The following is a 25825-nucleotide window of genomic DNA, read 5'->3' as shown; positions in this document are numbered from 1 at the left end:
GTTAAGAAGCCCTGTTTGGCGTTGTATTTGAGTATTTTAGAACACGACTGAACCGTTAATTAAGGAGCACCATGTCCAACGATTCCCGCCTCCGCAATGTACTGACCATCGCAGGATCCGACCCTTCTGGTGGTGCTGGCTTGCAGGGTGATCTGAAAACTTTTTCGGCGCTGGGTGTCTACGGCACCAATGTCATCACTGCTGTTATCGCTCAAAATACCTGTGGTGTGGCTTCCGTGTATCCGGTTTCGCCTCACGCTATTCGCGAGCAGTTAGAAAACCTAATAAATGATGTGGCATTAGATGCCGTTAAAATTGGCATGGTCGCCAGCCGCGAGGTTGCCGAGGTGATCGCTGATGTCTTACGGCAAAATCGTCCTCGCTGGATCGTGCTGGATCCGGTGATGGTAGCTAAAAGCGGTGATATTCTGGTCGATGATGCTGGCATTCGTGCCGTGCGCGATATATTGGTACCTCTGGCTGACGTGATTACGCCTAACTTGCCTGAAGCGGCTGTGCTCTTAGATGCCGAATCACCGAATTCACTGGATGACATGGAGGCGATGCTGCCAGCGCTGGTTGAGTTGGGCGCGCCTTATGTGGTGCTGAAAGGAGGGCATTTGCGCGGAGATACCTGCCCTGACTTGCTGGCAACTCCTGACGGCCACACATGGCTTCCTGCCTCACGTATTGACACTGAAAACCTGCACGGCACGGGCTGTGCTCTCTCGTCTGCGATCACTGCGTGTTTAGCAAAACTGCCTGCCGATGCAGCGCCAAACGCGCCTAAGCAAGCGATTGGTGAAGCCAAAGTGTGGCTGCATGCTGCATTAGAAGCGAGTACTCGGCTAAGTGTTGGTCATGGGCGTGGGCCGGTGCACCACTTTCATGCGTGGTGGTGATGTCAATGATCTAGCACCATCAATGTGCCGAGCGGCAGCGGAAAAAGTAAGACACTCCTTGCAGTATGCGCAAACGGACACCATGCTGAACATTGCCTGTTTGGCTGTCTCACGTGTCTACTGACGGTGCCGACTTGATCGGCCAGGGAGTTGTGCCATGTCTCGCACGCTGCTGTTTGCCACGGACCTTTCTCAGGATAACCGCGCTGCGTTTGCTCGCGCTCTTCGGCTGGCTTATGCCCAAGGGGCACAGCTCGACATTCTCCACGTCCTTGACCCTTACTTGCCACACCGTGTTCTTCACGACGTTGAAAGTGCGGTTAACGAAGATATCAGTGCCACATTGACCGACCTGCGTGAAGATTACGCGCTGGAAGCGCCTTCGCTGCTTATTCAAACTGTTGTGGGGGAGCCTCATGTTGAAATTGTGCGAGAAGCCCACGAGCGTAATGCCTCGTTAATTATTATGGGCATGCACCGTAAGCGCGGTCAGAAAGATCTTCTTTTGGGAACCACTGTGATGCGCGTGATGAGAAGTGCGCCTTGCCCGGTGGTGGTCGCCTCTTATCTACCAACGCAGCCTTGGCAGCATATCCTAGTGCCAATCGATTTTTCGCTGACTGCTCGGCAAACACTTAGGGAAGCACTCATTCGCTTTCCGGAAGCAACGTTGACGCTGCTGCATGCCTGGAGCTTACCTGGTGAGCGTGAGTTGGGTTCCCAGGCTAATTTTGCACACTGGCGAGATCACGAAGTAGAGCGTTTACGTAGGACGCTGGATAACGAGATTGAGAGCTTGATGCGCGATCTTGACGGTATCCCCGATATCGAGCTAGTGCTTGAACCAGGGCAGCCCTGTGATGTGCTTCAAGACTATATGAAGCGACACACCCCCGATTTGGTGATTATTGGTAGCCGCGGTCAGCCTCAACACACCAGCCAGGTGACTGAAATGTTGTTAGGTGAACCTCACTGCGACCTTATGCTGTGCCGCTCCTGGTAGCTGTCGTAGGGACCCTTTGTTGAGGCGTTTTTTGCGATACGTTGCTGGGCTAAATCCACACAAAGCTTTGTCTCAAACCTATGCCAGCGATTACACTGCTTCTTGTTGGAATGATATTGCAAGGGGCGAGAGTGAAAGCACTGATTCAGCGGGTAAAAAACGCCAGCGTTACGGTTGAAGGTACGATGGTCGGGGCCATTGATCATGGGCTACTAGCGTTAGTGGGCGTTGAAAAGGGTGACACTGAGGCCGATGCTGAAAAACTACTGCATAAGCTGTTGCACTACCGCGTTTTCAATGACCAAGAAGGCAAAATGAATCATAACCTTCAGCAGGCTAACGGAGGCTTACTGCTGGTATCACAGTTTACGCTGGCCGCTGATACTCGCAAAGGTTTGCGACCCAGCTTTTCTAGCGCTGCTCCGCCTGCTGAAGGTGAGCGCCTGTTTGACTATTTAGTCGCTAAGGCTGGTGCTGCTTGGCCCAACGTTGCAACCGGCCAATTTGGCGCTGATATGCAAGTGGCGTTAGTTAACGATGGGCCGGTAACGTTCATGCTTGAGAGCTAAGCGACTTAATTCGACTAGATTCAAAGCAGCCCGAATTGGTTGGCCTAGGGTTAGGCATCTTCGCTGGCTAATAACTCTGCTTCCATTGTTTCCAGCGCTTCCTCGGCGGCGAGCCACTGCTGCTCGCTGGTGTCCAAGCGGCTTTTGATTTTCGCCTGTTGGGCAAGTGCTTCGGTCAGCTCCGCTTTACGAGCGCTGTCGGTATAAAGCGTCGGGTCACCCAGAATAGCTTCTACTTCTTCAAGTGCTTGCTGATTTTTCTCCATGGCTTTTTCAGCTTGATCGCGCGCTTTTTTCAGTGGCCGCAGCTTCTCGCGCAGCTCCGCCGCTGCTTTGCGAGCGGCTTTTCGATCACCGCTAGGCTGCTGGCTTTGGCGTTCACTTTTTTCGCTACGCGCATCGCGGCGGCCCTCTTCCAAACGCGCCTTTAACCATGCCCGGTAATCATCGAGATCGCCATCAAAGGGTTCAACACGATGGTCGGCTACCCGCCAGAATTCATCAACCGTGGCGCGTAATAGATGACGGTCGTGCGACACCAGAATAACCGTACCCTCAAAGCTTGCCAGTGCCTCGGTGAGCGCCTCGCGCATTTCCAAGTCTAAGTGGTTGGTTGGCTCATCGAGCAGCAGCAGGTTGGGCTTCTGCCAGGCGACCAACGCGAGCGCTAAGCGCGCCTTTTCACCGCCAGAGTAAGTACCAACTTCGCCAAAGGCGTCATCGCCCTTAAAGCCAAAACCACCCAGGAAATTGCGAATTTCCTGGTCACTCGCCGTGGGAGAGAGCCGTTGCACATGCACAAACGGCGTCGCCGTCACGTCCAAGCTTTCTAGCTGGTGCTGGGCAAAATAGCCAATGGCTAAATGCTCGCCTGGTACGCGCTTGCCCTCTAGCAGCGCTAATTCACCGGTCAGTGATTTGATCAATGTCGATTTACCCGCGCCGTTGGGGCCTAGCAGGCCGATACGGCTACCGGGTAATAACGTAATATTGACCTTCTCTAATTGCGCCACATCGCCAGCTTCGCTGCGATAGCCAAGGGTCGCTTGGTCAAGTACGAGCAGGGGGTGTGAGGTCTTATCAGCGGCAGGCAGCGTGAAGTGAAAAGGCGAATCCGTATGAGCAACGGCGATATCCCCCATACGCTCCAGCATTTTCACACGACTTTGTGCCTGCTTTGCTTTTGTCGCCTGGGCGCGAAAGCGCGCTATAAAGCGCTCGATTTCTTCGCGGCGAGCCTGCTGCTTAGCTGCTTCTGCTTGCTGTAGAGCGAGTTTTTCAGCTCGCGTGCGCTCAAAGAGAGAGTAGTTGCCGCGGTAAAGCTCGAGCGTTTGGTGATGCATATGCACAATGTGGTCACACACGGCATCGAGAAAGTCGCGGTCATGAGAAATCAGCAGCAATGTGCCTGGGTAGCGGGTTAGCCACTGTTCTAGCCAAAGTAGGGCGTCGAGATCAAGGTGGTTGGTCGGCTCATCAAGCAGTAATAAGTCGGAAGGCATAAACAGTGTGCGGGCTAGGTTTACACGCATTCGCCAGCCACCGGAGAAGTCTGACAAAGGCCGCTTAAGATCCGTTTGCACAAAACCGAGCCCCACTAACAGTTGCGATGCTCGCGATTCTGCCGTGTAGCCATCCAAGGTTTCGATAAGCCCATGTAGCTCGGCTTCCCGATGCGCATCGTCTGCTTCGCGCGCGGCCAGTAGATCAGCCTCCGCTTGTCGCAGCGCATAGTCGCCATCCAGCACGTACTCCACAATGGGACGATCCAGCGCTTCAACTTCCTGGGCCATGTGGGCTATCCGCTGCCCACCGCTCATCTCAACGTCGCCCTGGTCGGGGCCGAGCTCGCCTAGCAGAAGTTTGAATAAGCTCGACTTACCGGCGCCGTTTGCCCCAATAATACCTGCCTTTACCCCGCTGTGGAGCGTAAGGTCAGCGTTATCAAGTAGCGTTTGTGTACCCCGTTGCAGGGCGACTTGGCGCAGTGCGATCATGCATTCTCCCGAAAAGGTGGGTAAATCAATGTTCGATTCTAACCGATTCCAGCGCTTACAACAGGCTCCACTATGGGATTTTGCGCTGACATTTTATGCCCAGCCCGAAGTCGAGCAAGCATGTCTTGTTCTGCAGGATAGTGCCGGGGTCGATGTTTGTGAGCTTCTCGTGCATAGCTGGCTCTACCACTACGGTCTTCAGGTAACGCCTAGTGCGTTGTCAATGGAGCGCAAAGCGCGGGAGCGTTGGCAGCAATCGGTCACGGCTGTTTTGCGGCAGTTGCGTCGTAATCTTAAGCCACAAGCCGCAGAAAGTGAGGGCATTGCCCAGTTGCGAAAGACGCTGCAGCAGGCCGAGATTCAGGCTGAGCGTGAGAATCTTCAACGCTGGCAGCACTGGATATTGCAGGCGTCAGAGCTTAACCAGCGGTTAATAAACTGCGCCATAAGTAAGCAAGATGTTGCACAATGGCTGCAAGATAAGCTGTTTTCTGATGAATTTGCGTTTGATCAAGTAGTTGTGCAACCCGAGCGCGAGAGTGTTAGAGAGGCGATTACTATGCTAGCGACACGGCTTGACCACTACGAGCGACCGCGCTAGCCTGAAATTAGGCTATTTTTGAATAACGCGTGTTTTAAGGTTGTTATTGCTTGTGTAACTGTTTCTAAATGTATTCAAAAAGATAGCTTTATGAATGATGATTTTATGAATAGTTATTCTAAAGTCACTGACAACTAACAGAGCGTTTAAGAGCGGCACGCATTATACAAAAATTAAATATTGGCGCACTCGCATAGCGCGCTTACCACTGCTAGGGGAACTCTGCATGAAGGCAAGCAAGTTAATTTCGACTCGTTCAGTAACGACAAAGTTAATGACGACGGCGAGCATTGGTGCACTGCTATTTGGTCTCAGCACAGCTGCCCAAGCAGATAACTGGCGTTACGCACACGAAGAGTACGAAGGCGATGTCCAGGATGTGTTTGCTCACGCATTCAAAGACTATATTGAAGAGAATTCAGATCACAGTGTTCAGGTTTATCGTTTTGGTGAGTTAGGTGAATCTGACGACATTATGGAGCAGACCCAAAACGGTATTCTTCAGTTCGTAAACCAGTCACCTGGTTTCACCGGTTCTCTAATTCCAGAAGCGCAAATCTTCTTTATTCCTTACCTGCTGCCAACAGATGAAGATACGGTCCTGACTTTCTTTGATGAGAGTAAGGCCATCAACGAGATGTTCCCTGAGCTCTACGCCGAGCAAGGCCTTGAGCTGCTGAAGATGTACCCTGAAGGTGAAATGGTCGTGACCACCGACGAGCCGATCAGCTCGCCGGAAGATATGAATAACAAGAAAATTCGTACCATGACGAACCCATTGCTTTCAGAAACTTATGACGCCTTTGGCGCAACGCCGACACCGTTGCCGTGGGGCGAGGTATATGGTGGTCTGCAAACCGGCATTATCGACGGACAAGAAAATCCGATTTTCTGGATCGAGTCCGGCGGTTTATATGAAGTGTCGCCTCACCTTACCTTCACAGGCCACGGCTGGTTTACTACTGCCATGATGGCCAACCAAGACTTCTATGATGGCTTGTCTGATGAAGATAAGGAGCTAGTGCAGGAAGCGTCTGATGCTGCCTATGATCACACAATCGAGCACATTAAAGGGCTAGCCGACGAGGCATTAGCTAAAATCCAAGAAGCTTCGGATGAAGTCACCGTGACGCGTTTGGATGAAGAGCAAATCCAGGCTTTCCGTGACCGTGCTCCACAAGTTGAAGAAGCCTTCTTAGAGATGACAGGTGATAAGGGTGCTGAGCTTTTGGAGCAGTTTAAAGCTGATCTCGAAGCGGTAACTAACGAGTAATTCACCGTTCCGTACTTAACGGTAAATCACCTAGGGGGTAGCCAGCGCTGCCCCTTTTTTATTTTTATACGTTGCCCGGTGCTGACAGCCACTTAACAAAAAAACCGCGTTTCCTTGCTTAAAAGACAGAAAAATTTACGTACATCCAGCGTTGAAGCGGAAAGAGTTATTAACCGTTACGCTACAAAATGAGTAAGGCTGGACACGCTCTGTTCGGTGGTCAGTGAAAGAGTAAGCACTAGGTTTTAATCGTTAGCTGCCACGCTGCATAAGAGGAGATCGGCCATGACCGAAGAAGAATCCGAAAAGAATTACAGCTCTGGTTTGCCTGGCATATTGGGCGTGATCGACACTGCAATTAGCAAAATCGAGTCAGTCATACTGGCGATGGGGGTTTTGCTAATGGCGCTGAATACGGTCACTAATGTTATTGCCCGCTTTGTATTCGGCAATAGCATTATGTTTTCAGGAGAATTAAACCGTATTTTGATCATTATGATTACCTTTGCGGGTATTGGCTACGCTGCTCGACATGGGCGCCATATTCGTATGTCAGCCATCTACGATGCTTTGCCCGTCGGGGGACGTAAGGTGCTGATGATAGGCATTGCGTTCTTTACCTCTCTCGTTATGTTTTTCCTACTGTACTACTCCGTGGTGTATATCCTCGACCTTCAAAGCAAGGGGCGCGTGTTGCCGTCACTCGGATTACCTATTTGGATCATTTATATCTGGGTACCTATAGGTTTTCTCATTACGGGCATTCAGTACCTGTTAACGGCAATTAAAAACCTTACCTCTCGGGATGTATATCTCTCGACAGGGGTAGTTGATGGTTACAAAGACACCGAAACAGAAGTGTAAAGCAGGGCTTGCACTCTAGGGGAACACTATGACGACGATAATGGTAGTCACCATGATTGCCCTGCTGCTGCTGGGCTTTCCTATGATGATTCCGCTGATCACGGCAGCGGTGATTGGCTTTTATATGATGTTTAATGGCTTCGGCCAGATGGATACGCTGATTCAACAGATGATGGCGGGTATCCGGCCTGCTTCGTTGATTGCGGTGCCGATGTTTATATTAGCGGCAGATATTATGACGCGCGGCCAGTCGGCAAATCGCTTAATTGATATGGTGATGTCCTTTATCGGTCATATCAAAGGCGGTCTTGCGGTCAGTACGGCGGCCTCCTGTACGCTGTTTGGCGCGGTTTCTGGTTCTACCCAGGCAACCGTAGTCGCGGTGGGCTCTCCACTGCGGCCCAAGATGCTAAAAGCGGGCTACTCTGACCCATTTACACTGGCGCTGATTATCAACGCGAGTGATATTGCCTTTTTGATACCCCCAAGTATTGGCATGATCATCTACGGGGTTATTTCAGGAACATCCATTGGCGAGCTGTTTATTGCGGGTATTGGGCCAGGGCTTTTGATCCTGTTTATGTTCTCGGTTTATTGCATCGTTTACGCTGTGGTAAAAGGCGTGCCTACCGAACCCCGCGCTAGCTGGAAAGAGCGTGCTGTAGCGGTGCAAAAAGCACTGTGGCCGCTAGGCTTTCCGGTCATTATTGTTGGCGGTATCTACGGAGGTATTTTTAGCCCGACAGAAGCCGCTGCAGCCTGTGTGCTCTATGCCGTATTGCTTGAGTTTGTGGTATTCCGTTCGCTCAAAATGAACGATATTTATGCGATTGCTAAATCCACCGGCTTAATTACCGCAGTGGTGTTTATATTAGTCGCTGTTGGTAATGGATTCTCTTGGATAATTTCGTTCGCGCAGATTCCACAAATGATTTTGGAAGCGGTAGGTGTCAATGAAGCTGGGCCGACTGGCGTACTGATTGCAATCTGCATCTCTTTCTTTGTCGCTTGCATGTTTGTTGACCCGATTGTGGTCATTCTGGTGCTTACGCCCATTTTCGCTCCGGCGATTGCAGCGACCGGTCTGGACCCTGTTCTGGTCGGTATTTTGATTACGCTGCAGGTAGCCATCGGTTCGGCGACCCCACCTTTTGGCTGCGATATATTTACCGCGATTGCGATCTTTAAGCGGCCTTACTGGGAAGTCATCAAAGGCACACCGCCCTTTATCTTTATGCTGATTTTAGCGGCGGCGCTGCTGATCATGTTCCCGCAAATTGCGCTTTTCTTGCGTGATATTGCCTTCCGCTAAGCAGTCACAAGGAGAACGCGGATGTTTAATCGCATTTTAATTCCCGTAGATGGCTCGAAAGGGGCAATTAACGCACTGGAGAAAGCGGTGGGCCTGCATATGCTCACCGGTGCCGAGCTTTATTTGCTGTGCGTATTTAAGCACCATAGTTTATTGGAGGCATCGCTTTCTATGGTGAGGCCGAATAAACTGGATTTGCCTGACGATGCGCTGAAAGAGTACGCCACGGAAATTGCTGTACACGCTAAAGCCTACGCCATAGAGATGGGCGCAGACAGTACGCGGGTAAGGGCGTTTGTGAAAGGTGGCCGCCCCTCGCGAACTATCGTGCGCTTTGCCCGCAAGAGGGAGTGCGATTTAATCGTGATCGGTGCTCAAGGAACCAACGGCGAGAAAAATCTGCTGTTGGGGAGTGTCTCCCAGCGCGTGGCGGGTGCGGCACACTGTCCCACATTGGTCGTTTAAGACACCAAACTACTGAACTTAATAGCGGTCTTACTAACACCCGTTCTCTCAGGTAATGCAGCCTGGGATGACGGGTGTTAGTCTTTAAGGTACTCAAACATTTGGCGCAATGCGCCGTTGGATAAGGTTCTTTATATGAAAGTATCGTTTTCTTCCACTGCTTTGGCGAGTTTGTTACTGGTTGCTCCTTTCGCGGCCGCAGCTCCTGAAACCGACGAGCAGCGCCTTGCTTATAGCTTGGGCGTCACCCTAGGTGAGAGCATGCAGGTCGATATTGAAGATCTTGACCTTGATGCATTTACGGACGGCATGCGCGATGTTTTTGATGGCGAAGAGCTGGCGTTAAGCGAGGAAGAAATGATGGAGGCGCTGGTTGCTTTCCAGCAGCGCTCTATGGCTGAGCGGGAGCAAGAAGCCGCTGAAATTGCACAGCGTAATTTAGAGGAAGGCCAAGCTTATCTGGCGGAAAACGCTGAACGTGAAGAAGTTGAAGTGACTGAGTCTGGCTTGCAGTATGAGGTGCTTGAGTCTGGTGATGGCGCAACGCCTGGCGCTGAAGATACCGTTGAAGTGAACTATGAAGGCATGCTGTTGGACGGCACTGTGTTCGACAGCTCCTTTGAGCGTGGTCAGCCGGTGAGCTTCCAGGTAAATCAAGTCATTGAAGGCTGGCAGGAAGCGCTTCAACTGATGAGCGTTGGCGACAGCTGGATGCTATATATCCCTGCTGAGCTGGCTTATGGTGAAGGCGGCCAAGGCCCTATTGGCCCAAATGAAATGCTGACGTTCCGTGTTGAACTGTTAGGCGTCGAGTAAATGATACGTTCCGCCGCTGCTACATCTTGTTTTTTGGGCGCGCTGTTGCTGCTGGGTAGCGCGGCTGTTCACGCTGAAGCCGATACCGTGCCGGGTAATTTACCTGCCCTAAACGCAGCGGGCGATCACGCGAGCGTGGTAGGTGTTTCTTCTGGCGGCTACATGGCCGCACAGTTGGCGGTTGCTTGGCCTGAGCGCTTTAGCGGTGTAGGTGTATTAGCGGCGGGTCCTTGGAGCTGTGCCCAGGGCGAGCTCAGTTTGGCGCTTAACCAGTGTATGAGCATCCGCCGTGGGTTGCCGTCCTTGGATGAGCTGGACCATCGGCGCGAGCGTTACGAATCGCTGGAGCAGGTGGGTGAGCGCGATGCATTAAGCCAGCTGCGTGCCTATGTATGGCACGGTGCTGAAGATGACACGGTTTCTCCTGAGCTGGGGAGTTTGTTAGCAGAACAGTGGCAGCGCTGGTTGGCGTCTTCAGAACAGCTGCGTTTCGTGCGCAGTGAGCACACAGGCCATGGCTGGCCCATAAAATTGCCGAAGCAGGCCAGCGCTAGCCCCCAAACACTTGGCGACTGTCGCCAGGGTGGTGATAGCCATGTGCTTGCTTGTGATGAGGACGTGGCTGGCGATCTGCTCTCATGGCTTTACCCTGAACGTGAGGCTAATGCTAGCGAGGGTGAGGTGATTGCCTTTGATCAGTCGGAGTTCGCTGTTAAGGGCTTGGCTGATGTGGGGTATCTGTTTATTCCTGAGGTGTGTGAGGCGGGGGGCTGCCCTGTCACAATCGCGTTGCATGGTTGTCAAATGAGCGTGGACGCCATTGGCGATACGTTTGTACGCTACAGCGGTTTAAACCGCTGGGCAGCAGACCACGGTCAAGTAGTGCTATACCCGCAGGCGGACAGCAGTATGGCCAATCCTCAGGGATGTTGGGACTGGTGGGGCTTTGCCGAAAGTACTTGGCAGCTCAACCCGCTGCATGACACGCGTGATGGCACTCAAGCCAGAGCGCTAATGGCAATGCTTGAGCACCTACAAAGCACGCCTTAATTCCAATTTAGACACTTCGCCACGTATTTCTACTAGCTACCTAGCTCATTCTCCAGCGCTGACACTAAGCCGTGTGGTGCTGGGGAGTAGAGTACTCTCTGTAAGATCTCACCGTTGCGGTTAACCAAGAAAAGCGAGGCGCTATGGTCAATGGTGTAGGCCATTGCTGAATCGGGTGCCTCTACTCGCCGCCAAATCACACCATAGCGGGCTGCTACATCTTCCAGCTGTTCTTGACTACCCACCAAGCCAATAAACGTCTCACCAAAGAACCGCATATACTCTTCCATGCGTGGCAGCGTATCGCGTTCAGGGTCAACCGTTATCATTATTGGCACCACGCGTTCACGCTGCGCGTCGCTTAGCTGAGCCAGCGCCTGACGTTTAACGGCCTGATTCATTGGGCAAACGTCTGGGCAGTAGGTGTAGCCAAATGAAACAATCGCAATGTCGTCTTTGTCTAGTTGGGAGAGAGAGAAATCGCCTTGAGTAGACGGCATTTCTATTGGTCCCCCCGTCACGTCATCACGGTTAGGCTGGAAGGCAAATTGGTAAAGGCCGATCGCCGAAATGGTCAGTAAGACAAGTATTAGCACTAGCCCCAGCCAGAGTGCTTTACGATTGTTTGGTTTAGCGGCCATACGTACTAACTCCTAATCACGTCAAAGTCGAACCAACTGCCCAACTTGCCTTCCGGTGTTTCCAGGATAACCCGTGCTCGCCAAGGCATCACGTCTTGCGTGCAGATACCCACTTGTCCTTGACCATGGAAGTGCCCAGGCGCAGTGGCGGTTAATCCAAAACGGTGTAAGCCCATATCCATGTCACGTCCGATAAAGTCGATCGTCACATGGCTTGGGTTGAGACCCTCGACCTCTACGTCCAGTGGCAGAATATCCAGCGCATCGATACGGCCATCGGCATCAACGGTAAGTGTTAGGCGGCCTTTATCGCCCAGAACAGCTGAGCAAGTACTGGTGTGTAGGTTGCAGTTGGCATCCGGTGTAAACCAGGCAATATCACCATCATCGCGTAGCCAATTGGCAAACACGTACCACGTGCAGGCGGCCAGTGAGATGCCAGTGATGAGGATAAGCACTTTCAGTGCTGGAAAACCCGTAAAGTAGCCAGGTTTAGAAAAGTTCTTCATGGCAGAATGGTCACTACGCAGGCCGTAAGATGGAAGTTAGTTTCATGGTAACAGTAATCGCACGGATGTCGCTGTGCTGGGATGTCGCAGTTAACAAGGAATAACAATGGAGAGCATTACAGGCGCACTTGGGCCACTGTTTTTATTGATTTTACTGGGCGCTGCCATTGGTTATGGCCGTTGGCCAAGTGCTACATTTTGGCCGCAAACGGAGCGTTTGATCTACTTTGTGCTATTTCCAGCCATGCTGATAGGCACCCTGGCCACTGCTGATGTCAGCCAAGTACCGGTTGGGCGTATAGCGTTGGTATTGCTCGGCACGATGGGAGGATTAGGTCTGTTGCTATGGCGCTGTCGTGGTTACCTAGGCTTAACGCCTGCGGCGTTCACGTCGGTGTTCCAGGGCGCCGTGCGTTTTAACACCTACGTGGGTGTCGCGGGCGCCGCCGCATTGCATGGCAGCATGGGGGCGACTACCGCCGCGGTGGCGGTGGCACTTATGGTACCGGTAGTGAACGTAATGTGTGTCGCAAGCTTTGTCGCGGCAGGGACGCTGGGCAGTGGAAGTCTTAGCCAAAGTGCCCTCGCACTGGCTAAAAATCCGCTGATTTTGGCCTGTCTGGCAGGTATCGGACTCAATCTTTCGGGGGTTGGCTTGCCCGGTTGGAGCGAAGCTACAGTCGGGTTATTGGGTGGTGCGGCGCTGCCGTTAGGACTCATTGCCGTGGGTGTGGCGCTGCGCCCTGCAGCACTGCTACGGCTTGATCGTGGCGTGATAGCGACGAATAGCATCAAGCTGCTGTTAATGCCTGCGGTGGTGCTGTTATTGGCGTGGCTGGTGGGGCTGGACCCTATCAGCCGTGATGTGGCGCTACTGTTTGCGGCGCTGCCTACCGCCACTTCTGCTTACATTCTTGCTCGGCAGTTAGGAGGTGATGCAGAACTTATGGCGGCAATTATTACCGGCCAGACGCTGTTAGCGATGCTGACGTTGCCCGTTTGGTTGCAGCTGGTTGGATAGCGTAAAAACTTTCTTAAAAATAAATAAAAAGTATTCGCATTTAGGTTGACGTGGTAAATGAGAATGATTATATTGTGATTGTCAGCGTTTAATGAGACGTTGGCAACCACGACAGAAACCGCCAGTTTCCTGTCATGGTTTCTCCCTCTCATTGCTAGTCACGGTCTTTTGCCGCTCCTCTTGGAGCGGCTTTCTTTTTTCTAGTGGCTGTGTTTGCTGAAACATTGGCAACCACGACGCTATTGCAAAGACCAGCGCCAGTTTCTGGTCCTGGTCTCTCTTTCCTTGCTAGTCACGGTCTTTTGCCGCTCCTCTTGGAGCGGCTTTCTTTTTTTCTAGTGGCTGTGTTTGCTGGAACATTGGCAACCACGACGCTATTACAAAGACCAGCGCCATTTCCTGTCATGGTTCCTCTTTCCTTGCTAGTCACGGTCTTTTGCCGCTCCCTTGGAGCGGCTTTCTTTTTTCTAGTGGCCGTAAACATTAGCAACCACGACGCTATTGCAAAGACCAGCGCCAGTTTCTGGTCCTGGTCTCTCTTTCCTTGCTAGTCACGGTCTTTTGCCGCTCCTCTTGGAGCGGCTTTCTTTTTTTCTAGTGGCTGTGTTTGCTGAAACATTGGCAACCACGACGCTATTGAAAAGACCAGCGCCAGTTTCTGGTCCTGGTCTCTCTTTCCTTGCTAGTCACGGTCTTTTGCCGCTCCTCTTGGAGCGGCTTTCTTTTTTTCTAGTGGCTGTGTTTGCTGGAACATTGGCAACCACGACGCTATTGCAAAGACCAGCGCCAGTTTCTGGTCCTGGCCTCTCTTTCCTTGCTAGTCACGGTCTTTTGCCGCTCCTCTTGGAGCGGATTTTTTTATAGCGGCATCTTTCTTTGATCTCGGTGAATACCTCTTGTGACGTTTGGGCAGACAATAGGCGAATTGCCTATGCTGATCATCTATCCAGAGCCAGGAGACATGCCATGCGGGTTGCCGTTTTTAGCGCTAAGCCTTATGACGAAACCTTCCTTACTCGTGCTAATGCCTCGAATCGACACGAATTAAGCTTTTTTGATGCGCGCTTGACCGTCGATACGGCGCCTCTCGCGAAAGGGTTTGAAGTTGTATGCGCTTTTGTAAATGACCATCTGTATGCGGATGTTTTAGAGCAGCTACACACTAGCGGCATACGATTGGTCGCACTGCGCTCGGCGGGCTTTAACCATGTTGACTTGGCGGCGGCCGAACGGTTGGGAATTACCGTGGTGCGGGTGCCCGCTTATTCGCCTCATGCCGTAGCAGAGCACGCGGTGGCCTTAGTGTTAAGCCTGAACCGCATGACCTATCGCGCTTACAACCGAGTGCGCGAGGGCAACTTTTCCCTGGACGGACTGCTGGGGTTCGATCTGCATGGCAAAACCGTGGGCGTGATTGGCACTGGGCAGATTGGCTTGATCTTTGCCAATATCATGCATGGCTTTGGCTGCCGAGTAGTTGCCAGCGATCCTTTTCCAAACCCGAATGCTGAGCCGTTTGTGGAGTACGTGCCGCTGGTGTCGCTTTATGCTCAGGCAGATATTATTTCGCTACATTGCCCTTTAACACCCGATACTGATCACCTGATTAACACTAAGGCCATCGCGCAAATGAAGCAGGGTGTCATGCTGATCAACACTGGCCGCGGTCGAGTGGTCGATACCCAAGCGGTGATCGCTGGTCTGAAAAGCGGCAAAATTGGCCACTTAGGGCTAGATGTCTACGAAGAGGAGGAGCAGCTATTTTTCGAGGATCTATCGCACGCAGTGATCGATGATGACCAGTTCATGCGCCTGACGACCTTTCACAATGTGCTGATTACCGGTCATCAGGCATTCTTCACTACCGAGGCGCTAACCAATATTGCCGAGACTACACTGGCGAATATTGATGCCTTTGAAAGTGGCGAAGGTGACATACATCGAGTGAGTGCCAAGTAATCCACCTCCACCCATGCGGGCGCTATCCTTTCATCCAAGTATTTAACTCATCGAAGAATGCTAGGCACTGGTTAAGTTGATCAATTTCTATGAACTCATTGGGCTTATGGGCTTGGCGAATAGAGCCGGGCCCAAGAATCACCGAGGGGATACCACCATCAATCTCGAACACGCCGCCTTCTGAACCATACGAAACCTTGCCGCCACGCTCGGGAAGAATAGGTTCAAGTTGTTTAAATGTCTCGTTGCCGGTGGCATCGCCCATGGCGGGGTAAGCAAATAACTCTTGCCACTCAATAGCGGAATCTGCTGATTGGCGCTTCATTTCAGGGAGCAGGGCTGCCTCAATATCGTTGATTAGCGTTTGAATATCTGTTGCGGCAGCTTTCTGATCAATGCTGCGTAGCTCGAAGATAAAGCTACAAGTGTCGGGGGTGACGTTGGTCGCTACACCTCCTTCTATTATGGTGGTCAGCGTTGTGGCGTGGGGGACGGTAAAGTCTTGGTCGAAGGGGCCCTCTTGTTCATATCGTCGTGATCGCTCGGCGATTATGGTGATAATGCGTGAGGCATACTCCACCGCATTGACGTGTTGAGGGGAAAAGGACGAGTGACCCCCTTCACCGCGCACCGTTACCCGCATTGCAATCTTGCCCTTCTGGCCGTTGATCAGCTTCATCTCGCTGGGTTCGCCGATAATTGCCAGGGCTGGTGGTACCTTAAGCGCAGACAAGTAGCGTGCGATGGCGGGCGCTCCCAGGCAGCCTACCTCTTCATCGTGAGAGAAACAGAAATAGAACGGGCGCCGCAGTTCACCGCTGGCGAAAGCCGGTGCCGCCGCCATGACGCAGGCTGCAAAGCCTTTCATATCGCAGGTCCCCCGTCCAAACAAGCGACTGCCGCGCTGCTCCATGCTGAAAGGGTCGCTTTGCCAATTGTTTGGATTGGCGGGTACCACATCAGTATGACCAGAGAGGACGATGCCGGCTACGTCGGCGGGACCCAGACGGGCGACTAAATTGGCTTTTTCGCCGCTCTTATCCGGCAGTACAGTGACCTCAGCACCAAGAGTAGCGAAGAACTTCTCAATATACTGAATGAGTTCAAGGTTAGAGTGCGCACTCGTTGTGTCGTAAGCGATCAGATCCGCAAGGTGAGATATTGCGGCTTCCAGCTGTGGGTGAGTGTTAAGCGTAGTACTAGCTTGCATAGCGTTAAATCCTTGGCAATAAGGGAATCTTTGGCTCAGGCCGAAGCTTTCTTAAGCTGCTGACGAATCGTCACTACCACCACGAATATCGCCAGCGAAGCGAAAAGCCAGGTGATAGGTGATGACACCAGAATGCTTGGATCACCACGAGAGAGCGCAAGGGCACGACGTAGGTTCTCTTCCAGCATCGGGCCAAGAATGAAGGCGATTAAGAAGGGTGCGGCGGGAATGGCGAACAGGAACATGAAAAAGCCAAATATGCCCATCGCTAGCAGTACGATGACGTCATACATACTGTTGGAGATCGAAAAAATACCGAAGACACATAAAGCAAGCACGATCGGCGCCATTAAGCCGGGGGGAATCCGTGAGATATGCGAGAAAAAGCGCATCGTTGCTTTACCAGCACCAAACAGCAAAACAGAAGAGAACAACATGCCAATAAACAGCATGTAAACCTCATGAAGGTTGTTCTCAAATAGCATAGGGCCTGGGGTCATGCCGTGAATCATAAAAGCGCCCAGCATCACACCCGTAATTACATCGCCCGGCACGCCCAGCGCTAACAAAGGGATCATGGTGGAGCCACAACAACCATTATTGGCGGACTCTGATGCTGCTATCCCTTCTAGTTCGCCCTTGCCAAAGTTCTCGCGATTCTTTGAGCTACGCTGTGCTTCCCCGTAGGAGGAGAACGCTGCTGCCGAGGGGCCAATGCCGGGAATGGCCCCCATCACGACACCAATCATGCTGCCTTTTAGCATTGCCTTTAAGGATCGGCGCAGCTCATCTCGCGTTACGCGGTTATCGCCCAACTGCATGGGCTTATGGCTTTGATTGTTGCGAAATACAATAATTTTAAGCAGCTCAGGAATCGCAAACAGACCGATGAGTACGGGGGCAACGGCAAGGCCACTCTGCATATCCACGGTTAGATCAAAGCGGAACGAGCCGTACATATCTTCGCCCACGGTGGCTAGTAGTAGCCCTAAACACGCCGATACAAGCCCCAGTAACAGTGAACGTCCTGAAACCCCGGCGACGGTGGTGAGCGCGAATATCATCAACATAAAATATTCAGGTGGCCCAATACGCAGCGCGAGTAGCGCCAGTGGCGCGGCAATAAAAATCAGCGATAGGTTGGAAATAAAATCCCCGGTACATGACGAATAGAGTGCCATGTTGAGGGCTTTGCCTGCCTTGCCCTGTTGAGCCAACGGGTAGCCGTCAAGAGTGGTACAGGCGGCCGAAGCCGTACCAGGCGTCTTGATCAATATCGCGGATACCGAACCACCGTAGGTTGAGCCTTTATAAAGCGCGACGACTAATAAGATACTTGGGATCGGCTGCATATAAAAAGTAAAGGGCAGCGCCAGCGTCACCGCCATAGTACCGGTCATGCCGGGAATGGCGCCGATAATCACACCGCCCCAAATACCGGCGGCCATGATCAGAAAATTTTCAAAGGTGGCAACCGCCTGGAAGGCAACCAGCAGGTCGTTGAGCATAGTGGTCAGTCCTATACGCGGTAGGTTAAATACCGATAGCCTTGAAAAGGCTGCCGACAGGGAAACGCGTATTGAGTGCGCTGGAGAAAAACAGATAGAGAGCCAGTGGGAGTGCGACGGCAACGATGGCCGCCACCACTTTGTGGCGCCAATAACCCGTCAATATCAGCATCGCCATTAATAGCAGAATGCTCGATAGCAAAAAACCGAGCAGCATCACTGAGCCGATAAAGAGCGCAAAGGCAAGTACCGTCCAGCCGAAGCGAATGAGCAGTGTGACAAGTGGCGTGTCACCGCGGATGGCGCTGGCATCTTCAGGGTCAGCGATGGCTTCGGTTTTGCGTGAAAAAGTCAGCCCGACGAGCAGTATGCCAAGTGCCATACCGAGCATAGAAACCGTGCGTGGCCACATATCAGGCGGTGGCGCAAACCCTGGGATAAAGCGTGGGCGGGGCACATAGGCTGGTATCAGTAAAAACAGAACGATACCGAACAGCGCCGTAATAACTAAACCGCGTGTTATACCCATGACCCCTCCAGTGCTGAAAAGATGTATGCAGTGACGACAACGTGGTGCTTAACGCTGACTCACTCCAGATAGCCAAACTGTTCTGCTAAGGTGCGATAAAACTCATATTGCTCCTTTGCATAAGTCTCCATATCGGCGCTGCCAATAGTAGAAATTGAGCCACGGTCATCAGCACGACTGAGCCACATTTCATCGTCAGCAACCTGTTCCATTACCTCTGCCCAGGTATTCATGACGTCTTCAGGTAGATCTGGCGGGCCATACAGAGCGCTCCACCCAATTACTTGCCCTGCTAGCTCATAACCCAGCTCTTCAGCTGTCGGTACTTCCGGTAGCACTTCCATGCGCTCTGGTGAGAACACCATTAGCGGACGCATGTCGCCGCTCTCGATATGCGGCATCAGAGACGCTGCCGCGATGGCGAGAAAATCAACATGTCCACCCAATAATGCTGTTGCGAGTTCACCGCCCCCACGGTAGGGAATTAAGGTTGCCGCTGTCAGCGGATCCATCTCCGCGTCAGCTAGTAGCGATTGCACCGTAAAGCCATCTATAGCGGTGGCGCCAGAGGCTGCATAACTCATTGCTCCTGGGTCGTTTTCGATGCCTTCCAGCAAATCCTCAACGCTTTCATAGGGTGAGTCGTCAGCCACGGCAAGAATCATAGGTGTAGCTTCAAGCGGACTGATGAAAGTGTATTCATCCCAATCAACACTGCTGTTTTCATTTACTGCTGGTGAAAGGGCCATGCCCACGCGGGCTAGGAGTAGGGTGTATCCATCGGGGTCAGCCTGTGTCACATCGCGAGCGCCGGTCATTCCTCCCGCGCCAGCTTGATTGACGACCGTGACTGGCTGTCCTAAATATTCGCGAGCGGACTCCGCTAGGGCACGACCAGCCAGGTCGGAGGCACCGCCAGGGCCATAAGGGACGACCAGCGTGACAGGTTCGGAGGGGTAGCTCTGAGCATAGGCAGTGGAGGCAGCCAGAAGCGTTGCCGCCGCTAAGCTAAAGGTAAATTTCATACTTGTCTCCGCAATGGTTGTTGTATAGCTGTTATTGAATAGCTGCCACTTAATGGCAGTTATTGAAAGACTGAGTAATGAGCATCAATTGATTCCAGCGTTTTCAAAATAGACAAGTATGAAATTTGTTGCAACAATTCTATTTAGTATTCGTATTTGTTCTAGTGGTGGGCAAAAGTTGCAAGCTTATTGTTTATAAAGACTGTTTTTAATCTGCTGATGGCTTACTAAAAAATTACTAAAGAGATTTTAAAGTAATGAAAATAAAAGAAATTGAAGCTTTTGACGCCTTTATGAAGCACGGTACAACAAAGGCTGCCGCAGAAACGTTAGGAATCAGTCAATCAATGGTCAGCCGTTTGCTAATCGGGTTAGAGGATGAGTTAGGTTTTGCATTGTTTAAACGTACCCGTAATCAGCTTTCGCCAACGTCAGAAGCCTTTTTATATCACGCGTCCGTTTTACGGCTGATGACGAGTATTCGAGATACACAAAAAGACGCGGATGCTATTTCTAATAACCAATTGGGCAATGTTGTGGTAGCTGCACAACCCATTTTTTGTGATACGTTTTTACTCGATGTGATTAAGCGCTTTAAACAAAACCACCCTAATGTTGGCGTTCGAGTAATCGATGCAGGGTTGCAAGAGCTGCTTAAAATGATCGACAGTAATACTTGTGATGTGGCGCTGGGAATAACGCTTGAAGCCGATACTTATGGCGCCGCGGTTAGTAGCCTTGCGCGCTGTTCTGCTAGGTGCGTCATGCATCGCACGCACTCCCTTGCTAAGCAAGAGGTGGTGGCGCTTACTAGCTTACAAAACCAGACATTTGTTGAGTTGATGGCGGATAGCCCTTTGCGTGCCCGAGTAGACTACATTATGCAGACAGTGGATATAAAGAGGCACATTGCCGCTGAAATGCGCCATATGCGCGGGGTGTGCGCATTAGTAGATCGCGGAGTTGGTGTCGCAGTGATTGACCCCATCGCAGAGCTACTGCTTCAGGGTACAGCCGTTATATCAAAACCTATGGAGCCAACAATTGAGTGGGAAATTGCCTTACTTAAATCTAAACACAAGCCGTTAAGTAACGTGGCTGAATCTTTCTGTGCAGAGATATACGCTGAAATTGACGCTTTGCATCAAGTGGGTATCTTAACTTCACTTCTTATAAAACAGTAACGATAAGCATATGATTTATCAGTAGGCAGGCAAGCGTCGCTATTTGAATACTATTTTTTCTTATGTATAGGCTGTTCGCGTGTGTCAGGGTGAGTTTTACCGCCGAGCTCGTTTATATCAGCTTTCGCCTGCCATTTTTTTATTGGCACAACCACTACCCAGCGTTTTAGGCCTGGCAGGCGAGAGCTTAGCGCTGACGGTGTCTTACCCTTTGCGCTGGTAAATCAAATCCCATACGCCGTGGCCAAGTTTCTCGCCGCGAGCTTCAAACTTAGTTAGCGGGCGAAAGTCTGGGCGTGGAACGTAGGGCGCTGTGTCGGCGCTGGCGGTATTCGTATAGCCGGGTGCGGCGTCCATTACCTCGGCCATCCACTCGGCATAGGCTTCCCAGTCGGTCGCCATGTGGAAGGTGCCGCCAGGTTTTAAGCGCGTACGAATTAACTCAACAAACGCAGGCTGCACAATACGCCGTTTGTGGTGCTTCTTTTTGGGCCATGGGTCGGGGAAAAATAGCTGTAGCGTGGTTAATGAGCCTTCAGGCAGACACTGTTCCAACACCGCCAAGGCATCTTCGCGGTAAACGCGCAGGTTAGTTAGGCCGCGTTTATCTACCTCATCCAGCAGCTTGCCCACCCCCGGCGCATGCACTTCAATACCGATAAAGTCGGTATCTGGGTGGCGCTCGGCCTGCTCGATGAGTGAGTTGCCCATACCAAAGCCAATTTCCACCACGCGCGGTGCTTGGCGGCCAAACAGGCTATCCAAATCCTGACGCCCATCGGCAATCGTTAGTCCTAAGCGTGGCCAAACGTCTTCTAAACCGCGGCTTTGTGCTGGGGTCATGCGCCCTGCGCGAATCACGTAGCTCTTAATCCCCCGCCGGTGTAGCGGGGCATCAGCATTTTCAGGGCCTGTGGTGTTGCTCTCAGCGCCCGCAGTGTTGCTTTCAGGCGTGGTGTCGTTCGTATCGGTCATGGTATCTCTGTATCAGCCGTTAATTCGGCCTGCAAAAGGCGAAGAGGGATCGGCGCTCTGGCGGCGTGGCATACGGCCAGCTAAGAAGGCATCGCGGCCAGCTTCTACGGCAAGTTTCATGGCGTTAGCCATACGCAGCGGGTCGCGGGCATGGGCGATCGCTGTGTTGAGTAGCACGCCGTCACACCCGAGCTCCATTGCCATGGCGGCGTCAGAAGCGGTGCCAATGCCCGCATCGACCAGCACGGGTACGCTGCTTTGCTCAACAATCAGGCGTACATTATGCGGGTTTTGAATGCCGTGCCCCGAGCCAATCAGCGAACCTAGCGGCATGATGGCGCAGCAGCCCATCGCTTCTAGTTCACGTGCCACAATGGGGTCATCACTGGTGTACACCATGACGTCAAAGCCATCAGCCAACAGTGTCTCAGCGGCTTTAAGCGTCTCAACCACATTGGGATAGAGGGTGTGATCGTCGCCGAGTACTTCCAGCTTGACCAGGTTATGGCCGTCTAGCAGCTCACGCGCCAAGCGGCAGGTGCGCACAGCATCTTTGGCGTTGTAGCAGCCGGCGGTGTTGGGCAATAAGGTGTAGCGCTGGGGGGAAATGACATCGAGAAGGTTAGGCGCGTCGGCATCCTGGCCTAAGTTGGTGCGGCGTACAGCAAAGGTGACAATTTCCGCGCCGCTTTGGGCAATGGCCGCGCCGGTCTCGGTAAAGTCTTTGTATTTGCCAGTGCCCACCAGCAGGCGGGAGCTGAACGCGCGCCCAGCAACGGTAAACGGTGTATCAGTCAGTGGCGTCATAGCGGTTCCTTTTGAAAGCAAAAATGGTGGTGGGCTACGCTAGCCGCCGCCGATGGCGTGAACGACTTCTATTTGGTCGCCATTGGCTAAATGCGTTTGAGCAAGCTGGCTTTTGGGCACGATCTGTTCGTTAATTTCCACAGCGATACGGCGCCCGGTCAGGCCTAATTGCTCAATCAGATCAGCGGCGCTAAGACCTGCTGCCAGCGTATGCGATTCGCCATTGAGCGTCAGTTGTATCGACTCATTAGGAGTAGGCATAACGGTAAGTGTCCCATTCGGTGAGGCAAAGCATTGTCTATTGTAGCGGTTTCGCACCGCTCAAGGTATGTGACAACGACAATCATCTCGGTGAAATATCGAGTGCGTATGTCGAGTACTTATTCCAGGTAGTTATCTTACGTACTTATCTCAAGAGCTTATCTCAAGTACTTGTAACGAGTATTTATAAACAGGAGTAATCCATGCAGCGAGCAGACAAACCCTGGTGGTGCCTAGTCGCACTCTCAGGAGCATTAATGGTAGTACTCGGGGCCTATGCGGCTCACGGGTTGGCATCGCGTACCAGTGCAGCCATGGTCGACATCGTTGAAACGGGCGTGCGTTACCAAGCGTGGCATACGTTGGCCATGTTAGCGGTACTGGCTTGGCGCAGCCAGTGCCCTCAACCAGGGCAGCGCATCGTGTTAGCGCTATGGGCGTTGGGTATTACCGCCTTTTCGGGCTCGCTTTACCTAATGGCCCTGGTAGGGCTAAGCGTTGGTATTGTAACGCCCATTGGTGGTCTGCTGCTGATGGCAGGCTGGTTGGGGTTAGCCGCCACTGCGCTGCTCAGCCGTTAGCGCGGTGGTTAGCCAGTTGGGCTGTCTGGCAGCGCGTAGCTGGCAGTAATATGCGCAACTGGCTTAGTGTCATCGCTGGCAGAGAAAATCTGCACTTCGCCTACCGCTAAACGGCGGCCTAGCTTGATGAGTTTGGCGTGAGCAACAATATCGTGCTCACCGGAGGCAGCACGTAAGAAATGGCAGTTCAAGTCGCTGGTGACCGCCATGGCTTGAGGGCCTATTTGCGCCAAAATGGCTACATATAACGCCACATCGGCAAACCCCATCATGGTCGGACCAGACACCCTGGGGCCAGGGCGCAGATGTTGCTCATCGATGGTTAGTCGCAGGGTGGCACTCATCGCGCCAACGCTTTCAATTCTGCCCATCCGTTGGGGAAACACCTCATCCAGAAAGTGCTCAATCTGCTCGGCAGTCATTACGGTCATTATTATTGTCCTTTATAAAAAAGCCCCGAGGCATGCGCCTCGAGGCTGATGATACCGCAAAGCGCGTTTACTTCGCCTTATGTACCTGACGCCATGCGTGAAGTAGCGGTTCGGTGTAGCCAGAAGGCTGTACGCGGCCTTTGAACACCAAGTCAGAGGCTGCTTTAAAGGCGGTTGAGCCTTCGAAGTCGGCGCTCATGGCCGTGTAGGTGGGGTCGCCAGCGTTCTGCTGATCAACCACTTTAGCCATACGCTTCAGCGTTTCTTCCACCCGCGGCGCATCGACAATGCCGTGGTGCAGCCAGTTGGCGATATGTTGGCTGGAAATACGCAGCGTAGCGCGGTCTTCCATTAGGCCAACGTTATGAATGTCCGGTACTTTTGAGCAGCCCACGCCATGTTCAACCCAGCGCACCACATAGCCCAGAATGCCCTGGCAGTTGTTATCCAACTCTTGCTGAATCTCTTCATCCGACCAGTTAGCGTTTTCGGCTACTGGCACGGTGAGCAGGTCATCTAAAAAGTCGGGTTCGCCTTGGGCTTCCAGTTCGCGCTGTACGTCCGCTACGTTGACTTGGTGGTAGTGAAGCGCATGAAGCGTAGCCGCTGTTGGAGAAGGCACCCATGCCGTGTTAGCACCCGCTTTCGGGTGGCCAATTTTTTGCTCTAGCATGCTATGCATCAGATCCGGCATCGCCCACATGCCTTTACCGATTTGAGCACGACCACGCAGACCGCAGGCTAAGCCTACCTGCACGTTGTTCTTCTCGTAGGCGGTGATCCACGCAGCGCTCTTCATATCGCCTTTGCGAACCATCGGGCCTGCTTCCATGGCGGTGTGCATTTCGTCACCGGTGCGGTCAAGGAAGCCGGTGTTGATAAACACCACGCGAGAAGCCGCTTCAGCAATACACGCTTTCAAGTTGACAGTCGTGCGGCGCTCTTCATCCATGATGCCCATTTTCAGGGTGTCACGGCTCATGCCCAGGATGTCTTCAACGCGACCAAACAGTTCGTTGGCGAACGCCACTTCTTTTGGTCCGTGCATTTTCGGCTTCACGATATACACTGAGCCAGCGCGGGAGTTACGCGGCTGGTCGGCGTCTTTCTTCAGGTCGTGCAGCGCCAGCAGCGAGGTCACCACTGCGTCCAGAATACCTTCCGGCAGTTCGTTGCCATTTTCGTCCAGAACGGCAGGCGTGGTCATCAGGTGGCCTACGTTGCGCACGAACATTAGCGAACGACCTGGCAGGGTAACGGTGCTGCCATCAGTGGTTTGCCAAGTACGATCGGCGTGCAGTGTCCGCTTGAAGGTTTTGCCGCCTTTGTCGATGTTCTCTTCCAGGTCGCCCTTCATCAGGCCAAGCCAGTTGCTGTAAACACCGACCTTGTCTTCAGAGTCGACAGCAGCAACGGAGTCTTCACAATCCATAATCGCGGTCAGTGCCGCTTCCACCACTACGTCTTTCACGTGAGCGGGGTCGGTTTTACCGATCGGGTGGCTGTCGTCGATCTGGATTTCCAGGTGCAGGCCGTTGTTGGTGAGCAGGATGGCTTCAGGCGCGGATGCATCGCCGTTAAAGCCGATCAGCTTGCCGGAATCTTTTAGGCCGGTTTCACGACCGCCTTCCAGGCTAACGACCAAGTGGCCATCACGAATAGCGTATTTCACCGCATCGCGGTGAGAGCCGGTGGCCAGTGGGGCAGCACGATCAAGCACACCACGGGCATAAGCGATAACTTTTTGGCCACGCTTCGGGTTGAAACTGGTGCCTTTTTCAGCGCCATCTTCTTCAGAAATCGCATCGGTGCCGTATAAGGCATCGTATAAACTACCCCAGCGAGCGTTAGCGGCGTTCAGTGCATAGCGGGCATTACTCACCGGTACCACTAACTGCGGGCCTGCTTGAACAGCCACTTCGCGATCTACATTGGCCGTAGTGGTTTTTACGCTGTTGGGTGCATCCACTAGGTAACCCGCTTCTTTCAAGAAGCTGCGGTAAGCCGGCATATCGCTAACCGGCCCCGGATTTTCACGGTGCCAGACATCCAGTTTTTCTTGGAGCGTGTCGCGCTCTTCAAGCAGTTGGCGATTTTTCGGTGTCAAATCATGGAACAGGGCGTCAACGCCAGCCCAAAAGGTGTTTTCGTCGACACCAGTGCCCGGTAAAGCCTGCTCATTGATAAAACGGTCCAGGTCTGCTGACACCTGTAAACGGTGACGCGTGATACGCTCGCTCATGGGGTTCTCCTGTAAAGGTGCCCGTGGGATATTATCGTGCCACGGTCAGGGTAAATGTATATTTGTGGAAAATACTTCCACAACTGCGCG

General features: G+C 52.5%; 26 protein-coding genes. 14 read left to right on the top strand and 12 right to left on the bottom strand.

The features are described from left to right. The first annotated feature begins 71 nt into the window (after window positions 1–71). The 3 genes from thiD to dtd all read left to right on the top strand — a co-directional run bounded on the left by thiD (window position 72) and on the right by dtd (window position 2474). Window positions 72–902 carry a bifunctional hydroxymethylpyrimidine kinase/phosphomethylpyrimidine kinase gene (gene thiD / locus IR195_RS19685; RefSeq protein ID WP_146942297.1) on the top strand — a complete coding sequence of 277 codons (831 nt, stop codon included), beginning with the start codon at window positions 72–74 and terminating at the stop codon, window positions 900–902. Between the two features lie 157 nt (window positions 903–1059). Next, the gene (locus IR195_RS19680; protein WP_146942299.1) at window positions 1060–1905 is read left to right on the top strand and encodes a universal stress protein; all 846 of its coding nucleotides are present in this window, start codon (window positions 1060–1062) and stop codon (window positions 1903–1905) included. 131 nt (window positions 1906–2036) lie between these two features. Continuing rightward, window positions 2037–2474 carry a D-aminoacyl-tRNA deacylase gene (dtd, locus tag IR195_RS19675; protein ID WP_206048404.1) on the top strand — a complete coding sequence of 146 codons (438 nt, stop codon included), beginning with the start codon at window positions 2037–2039 and terminating at the stop codon, window positions 2472–2474. A gap of 50 nt (window positions 2475–2524) precedes the next feature. On the opposite strand, the gene abc-f is transcribed toward dtd, so the two are convergent. After that, window positions 2525–4471: a ribosomal protection-like ABC-F family protein gene (gene abc-f, locus IR195_RS19670; protein ID WP_206048403.1), complete on the bottom strand. Its 1947-nt coding sequence runs from the start codon at window positions 4469–4471 to the stop codon at window positions 2525–2527. Window positions 4472–4499: 28 nt separating this feature from the next. On the opposite strand from abc-f, the gene IR195_RS19665 reads away from it, so the two are divergent. The 7 genes from IR195_RS19665 (at window position 4500) to IR195_RS19635 (ending at window position 10852) form a co-directional block, all read left to right on the top strand. Next, window positions 4500–5072, top strand: coding sequence for a TIGR02444 family protein (locus IR195_RS19665; RefSeq protein WP_206048402.1), 573 nt, complete (start codon window positions 4500–4502; stop codon window positions 5070–5072). Window positions 5073–5298: 226 nt separating this feature from the next. Beyond that, complete coding sequence (locus tag IR195_RS19660) at window positions 5299–6345, top strand: TRAP transporter substrate-binding protein (RefSeq protein ID WP_146942305.1); 1047 nt, start codon at window positions 5299–5301, stop codon at window positions 6343–6345. A gap of 285 nt (window positions 6346–6630) precedes the next feature. Next, a complete protein-coding gene (locus IR195_RS19655; RefSeq protein WP_125752970.1) occupies window positions 6631–7209 on the top strand; it encodes a TRAP transporter small permease in 579 nt (192 codons plus the stop codon). 28 nt (window positions 7210–7237) lie between these two features. Beyond that, the gene (locus tag IR195_RS19650; protein ID WP_089040259.1) at window positions 7238–8521 is read left to right on the top strand and encodes a TRAP transporter large permease; all 1284 of its coding nucleotides are present in this window, start codon (window positions 7238–7240) and stop codon (window positions 8519–8521) included. Window positions 8522–8542: 21 nt separating this feature from the next. After that, complete coding sequence (locus tag IR195_RS19645; RefSeq protein WP_146942307.1) at window positions 8543–8986, top strand: universal stress protein; 444 nt, start codon at window positions 8543–8545, stop codon at window positions 8984–8986. A gap of 135 nt (window positions 8987–9121) precedes the next feature. Beyond that, window positions 9122–9802, top strand: a complete 681-nt coding sequence (locus tag IR195_RS19640; protein WP_206048401.1) for a BamJ family beta-barrel-assembly machinery protein — start codon at window positions 9122–9124, stop codon at window positions 9800–9802. After that, window positions 9803–10852, top strand: a complete 1050-nt coding sequence (locus IR195_RS19635; RefSeq protein ID WP_206048400.1) for an alpha/beta hydrolase family protein — start codon at window positions 9803–9805, stop codon at window positions 10850–10852. Window positions 10853–10884: 32 nt separating this feature from the next. Here the strand turns inward: IR195_RS19635 and IR195_RS19630 are convergent, their stop codons facing one another. Next, on the bottom strand, window positions 10885–11493 hold the full coding sequence (locus IR195_RS19630) for an SCO family protein (RefSeq protein ID WP_125752961.1): 609 nt from the start codon (window positions 11491–11493) through the stop codon (window positions 10885–10887). A gap of 5 nt (window positions 11494–11498) precedes the next feature. Next, on the bottom strand, window positions 11499–12002 hold the full coding sequence (locus IR195_RS19625) for a hypothetical protein (RefSeq protein ID WP_125752957.1): 504 nt from the start codon (window positions 12000–12002) through the stop codon (window positions 11499–11501). A gap of 106 nt (window positions 12003–12108) precedes the next feature. On the opposite strand from IR195_RS19625, the gene IR195_RS19620 reads away from it, so the two are divergent. Next, window positions 12109–13023 carry an AEC family transporter gene (locus IR195_RS19620; RefSeq protein WP_206048399.1) on the top strand — a complete coding sequence of 305 codons (915 nt, stop codon included), beginning with the start codon at window positions 12109–12111 and terminating at the stop codon, window positions 13021–13023. Window positions 13024–13989: 966 nt separating this feature from the next. Further along, a complete protein-coding gene (locus tag IR195_RS19615) occupies window positions 13990–14982 on the top strand; it encodes a 2-hydroxyacid dehydrogenase (RefSeq protein ID WP_125752951.1) in 993 nt (330 codons plus the stop codon). 22 nt (window positions 14983–15004) lie between these two features. On the opposite strand, the gene argE is transcribed toward IR195_RS19615, so the two are convergent. From argE to IR195_RS19595, 4 genes are read right to left on the bottom strand one after another with little or no spacing between them, the layout of a single operon-like run. Beyond that, window positions 15005–16192 (bottom strand): acetylornithine deacetylase, encoded by a 1188-nt coding sequence (gene argE / locus IR195_RS19610; protein ID WP_206048398.1) that lies wholly within the window; start codon window positions 16190–16192, stop codon window positions 15005–15007. Window positions 16193–16227: 35 nt separating this feature from the next. Next, entirely contained in the window at window positions 16228–17700 is a 1473-nt protein-coding gene (locus IR195_RS19605) for a tripartite tricarboxylate transporter permease (RefSeq protein WP_206048397.1), read from the bottom strand. A 25-nt stretch (window positions 17701–17725) separates the two neighbouring features. Further along, on the bottom strand, window positions 17726–18229 hold the full coding sequence (locus IR195_RS19600; RefSeq protein WP_125752940.1) for a tripartite tricarboxylate transporter TctB family protein: 504 nt from the start codon (window positions 18227–18229) through the stop codon (window positions 17726–17728). A 59-nt stretch (window positions 18230–18288) separates the two neighbouring features. Continuing rightward, entirely contained in the window at window positions 18289–19254 is a 966-nt protein-coding gene (locus IR195_RS19595) for a Bug family tripartite tricarboxylate transporter substrate binding protein (RefSeq protein WP_241006770.1), read from the bottom strand. A gap of 257 nt (window positions 19255–19511) precedes the next feature. Here IR195_RS19595 and IR195_RS19590 point away from each other — a divergent pair, with 257 nt between their 5' ends. Further along, window positions 19512–20438, top strand: coding sequence for a LysR family transcriptional regulator (locus IR195_RS19590; protein WP_206048396.1), 927 nt, complete (start codon window positions 19512–19514; stop codon window positions 20436–20438). A 204-nt stretch (window positions 20439–20642) separates the two neighbouring features. Here the strand turns inward: IR195_RS19590 and trmB are convergent, their stop codons facing one another. Genes trmB through thiS form a run of 3 tightly spaced genes read right to left on the bottom strand, consistent with a single transcriptional unit; the run spans window position 20643 to window position 22481 of the window. Continuing rightward, window positions 20643–21413 carry a tRNA (guanosine(46)-N7)-methyltransferase TrmB gene (trmB, locus tag IR195_RS19585; RefSeq protein ID WP_206048395.1) on the bottom strand — a complete coding sequence of 257 codons (771 nt, stop codon included), beginning with the start codon at window positions 21411–21413 and terminating at the stop codon, window positions 20643–20645. 12 nt (window positions 21414–21425) lie between these two features. Next, window positions 21426–22220 (bottom strand): thiazole synthase, encoded by a 795-nt coding sequence (locus IR195_RS19580; protein ID WP_120386058.1) that lies wholly within the window; start codon window positions 22218–22220, stop codon window positions 21426–21428. A 39-nt stretch (window positions 22221–22259) separates the two neighbouring features. Next, window positions 22260–22481 carry a sulfur carrier protein ThiS gene (gene thiS / locus IR195_RS19575; RefSeq protein ID WP_009723207.1) on the bottom strand — a complete coding sequence of 74 codons (222 nt, stop codon included), beginning with the start codon at window positions 22479–22481 and terminating at the stop codon, window positions 22260–22262. Window positions 22482–22684: 203 nt separating this feature from the next. Between thiS and IR195_RS19570 the strand changes: the two genes are divergently transcribed. Further along, window positions 22685–23062 (top strand): DUF423 domain-containing protein, encoded by a 378-nt coding sequence (locus IR195_RS19570; protein ID WP_125752924.1) that lies wholly within the window; start codon window positions 22685–22687, stop codon window positions 23060–23062. A gap of 8 nt (window positions 23063–23070) precedes the next feature. Here IR195_RS19570 and IR195_RS19565 read toward each other — a convergent pair whose 3' ends face one another. Beyond that, window positions 23071–23493 (bottom strand): PaaI family thioesterase, encoded by a 423-nt coding sequence (locus IR195_RS19565; protein ID WP_125752921.1) that lies wholly within the window; start codon window positions 23491–23493, stop codon window positions 23071–23073. Window positions 23494–23560: 67 nt separating this feature from the next. Next, window positions 23561–25735 (bottom strand): malate synthase G, encoded by a 2175-nt coding sequence (locus tag IR195_RS19560; RefSeq protein ID WP_146942316.1) that lies wholly within the window; start codon window positions 25733–25735, stop codon window positions 23561–23563. Between the last annotated feature and the right edge of the window lie 90 nt (window positions 25736–25825).

Source organism: Vreelandella venusta (genome assembly GCF_015689495.1).
GTDB classification, from domain to species: domain Bacteria; phylum Pseudomonadota; class Gammaproteobacteria; order Pseudomonadales; family Halomonadaceae; genus Vreelandella; species Vreelandella venusta.
This window is presented reverse-complemented; position numbering and strand designations above follow the sequence as displayed.